The organism is Mycobacterium sp. (assembly GCF_036488105.1).
GTDB lineage: Bacteria > Actinomycetota > Actinomycetes > Mycobacteriales > Mycobacteriaceae > Mycobacterium.
The window spans coordinates 1-3,466 of record NZ_DASXHW010000412.1 but is presented as its reverse complement, the minus strand read 5'-3'; the positions used below and the strand labels follow the sequence as shown (position 1 = coordinate 3,466).

1 protein-coding gene is annotated in these 3,466 nt (G+C 38.7%); it reads left to right on the top strand.

Annotation, left to right across the window (positions count from 1 at the left end; all coding sequences use genetic code 11):
• The first annotated feature begins 245 nt into the window (after positions 1–245).
• Positions 246–1,007 (top strand): hypothetical protein, encoded by a 762-nt coding sequence (locus VGH54_RS21905; RefSeq protein WP_331514197.1) that lies wholly within the window; start codon positions 246–248, stop codon positions 1,005–1,007.
• Positions 1,008–3,466 lie beyond the last annotated feature (2,459 nt).

The window sequence follows — 3,466 nt, the reverse complement described above, 5'->3', positions numbered from 1 at the left end:
AATGTTCTGAGATCTCAAAAACCAATTTGAGATCTCACAGCATATTTTTCAAATCTCATGGCATGTATCCCAGAGTGTGTTGTTGAGGCTCAGGATGTGTTTTTGAAGAGTCAAAATGGGCTTCTGAGGTCTCAAAATGTGCGTGTGAGATCTCAAGATGCATTTTTGAGATCTCATAATGTCTGTGTGAGATCTCAGGATGCATTTTTGAGATCTCATAATGTGTTTGTGGAATCTCATGGTGCATGTTTGAGATCTCAAACAGGGTATATGAGATCTCAAGGTTGCAATGTGAGATCACAAAAGGTGTATTTGAGATCTCAAACAGGGTATGTGAGATTTCAAACAGGGTATGTGAGCTCTCAAAGAAGGTATCTGAGATCTCAAAGATGGAATGTGAGATCTCCAAAAGTGTATGTGAGATCTCAAAGAGGGTATGTGAGATCTCAAAGATGCAATGTGAGATCTCCAAAGCTATACATGAGATCTCAAAGGTGTATGTGAGATCTCAAAGAGGGTATATGAGATCTCAAAAGGTGTATTTGAGATCTCAGATGGCATATGAGATCTCAAAGAGGGTATGTGAGATCTCAAAGATGCAATGTGAGATCCCAAAAGGTGTATATGAGATCTCAAATGGTGTATGTGAGATCTCAAAAGGTGTATGTAAGATCCCAAACAGGGTATATCAGCTCTCAAAGATGCAATGTGAGATCTCAAAAGGTGTATTTGAGATCTCAAAAGGTGTATTTGAGATCTCAAAAGGTGTACATGAGATCTCAAAAGGTGTATGTGAGATCTCAAATGGTGTATGTGAGATCTCAAAGATGCAATGTGAGATCTCAAAAGGTGTATGTGAGCTCTCAAACAGGGTATATGAGACCTCAAAGATGCAATGTGAGATGTCAAACAGGGTATATTTTGAGACTCAAACTATGTATTGTGAATTCACATTTAGTGCTGTTCAGTCATTCAAAGTGCCATTCCCAATATGGAAAATTTCCTAATATGGAACATTTCAAACTGATGCATAGGGTGTCGTGGGGCATACCATATACAGCTTTGGCACTGCCCATTCATTTTGATTGCTTCGGCATTGTCCATTCAATCCATCACAGATATGCTTTCCATATCGGGTTTGGCTCCTTACCATTGCCCATTCAATCAATGTGGCTTCCCCGCTGCCGCCCTGCACTGCCACTTCATTGTTGCCGCCCGTTGCCCATTCATTCTATTTGCTAAATATGGTAATTGAGCCCCCTCCATTTCTGGCATTGGGTGAGGGTGCCCTGATGGGCGGGTGGGGTATCCATATATGGCACAACTCCAAATTTGGCAATCCAATTACCGGTTATGGAGATAATAGACCTGGTACTGGTGGGACAGTGGAGATATCAGTTTTTGAAAATGCTCTAAAAAATACGTAAAAATGCGCAAAAATTTGGCATGAAATAGAGCCCCAAAGATGTGGTAAGATCTAAGAATTTGAATTACTAGAGCTTGAGATAATCGAGTTTTAAGTCTGCTATTTCCCCCCCTCCAAAACACATATAGAAAATGGCCGATAAAAATTCAAAAAAATATGTACTATGCTCCAACATAATTATAATGATTTATCATGCTCTTATATGGTGAATAATTCCAGTAAAATCGCTTGATTTAAGCATGTTCTCCTCCTCATTTTGGTAATAGGCATTTTCCGGTTTGGCCAAAAGGAAGATATTTAAAAATATACAAAAATAATAAATCAAAGGATACGTAGTATACGCCCTCATTGCACTTAAAATATTTGAAATAGCATCATTAGAGCACGAGATAACTGAGATACAACTTTGGTAATTTTGCTCCTTTCAGTGTCATACATAGATGATGCATAAAAATTGTTTTTTTAATGCTAATAGGACTGTATTTAAGGATAGAAGAGTTAACAAATTTTTAATAATTTTTATCGTGGTAGGAATACCTTCATTTTGGCATGCTCTCCTCCTCATTTTCCTTTTTCGGAATTGTGATAGTCTGTATTAAAAACAATTCGATAAATTTACCAAAAAATGTGGAATGGAGGCGTTTTACACTCATTATTAGTGGTGCAAAGTTTCGTGGAGTTCCATCCACTGGTCACTTCACAACATGTTTTGGACTCGACATGAAGTGTGCAAAATTGCACAAGCAAGTCCAGAGGTCCAAAACATGTTGTGAAGTGACCAGTGGATGGAATTCTACGAAACTTCGCACCATTAATACTTATAGTAGAACGCCTCCATTCCATATTTTTTGGTGAATTTATCGAATTATTTTCAATACAGACTATCAAAATTCCGAAAATGGAAAATGAGGAGGAGAGCATGTCAAAATGAAGGTCTTCCTATCACAATAAAAATTATTAAAAATTTGCTAACTCTCCTATCCTTAAATACAACCCTATTGACGTCAAAAAAACAAGTTTTATGCATCCTCTATGTATGACATTGAAAGGAGCAAAATTACCAAAGTTGTATCCCTATTATCTCGTGCTCTAATGATGCTATTTCGAATATTCCAAGTGCAATAAGGGCGTATACTATGTATCTTTCGATCTATTATTTTTGTATATTTTTAAATACCTTTCTTTTGGCCAAACCGGAAAATGCCTATAAACCAAAATGAGGAGGAGAACATGCTTAAATCGAGCGATTTTACTAGGATTATTCGCTATATAAAATTACGATAAATCATTATAATTATGTTGGAGCATACTGCATATTTTTGTAGATTTTTATCGGCCAGTTTCTATATGTGGTTTGGAGGGGGGGAAATAACAGACTTAAAACTCGATTATCTCGAGATCTAGTAATTCAAATCCTTAGCTCTTACCGCGTACTTGGAGCTCTATTTCATGCCGAATTTTTGCGTATTTTTACGTATTTTTTAGAGCATTTTCAAAAATCGATATCACCACTGGCCCACCAGTGCCAGGTCTATTTTCTCCATAACCGGTAATTGGATTGCCAAATTTGGAGCTGTACCATATATGGATAACCCCCCCGCCCATCGGGGCACCCTCACCTAATACCAGAAATGGAGGGGGGGCAATTACCATATTTAGTAACAGAATGAATGGGCAATGGCAAGAAGCCCAGGGTATATACAATGCCCGATGAAATATATTTGAATGGGCAGCAGCGAAGAGGCTAGCCCCAATGGTGCCCAATAGTGACCATTAGTTTGAAAGACTAGTTCAGTCTTACCATGATCTAACCATGACTTTTACCGTGAACTCACCGCGATTCTTAAAATGATTTTTTTGGGTAAACTTACCGCATTTCTTTAAAGAGGTCTACTGCCAGTGGTGGGTGTGATGGCGTCGAGTTCTGAGCCGGTGTCCCAGCACGTATACGCCTCAATGCCGTTCACCTTGACGAGGGTGGACAAGCCTTGTCTCTTGGGTGGCGATGTTCTGCCGTCTCCAGGGTGTGTCCGGTTGACA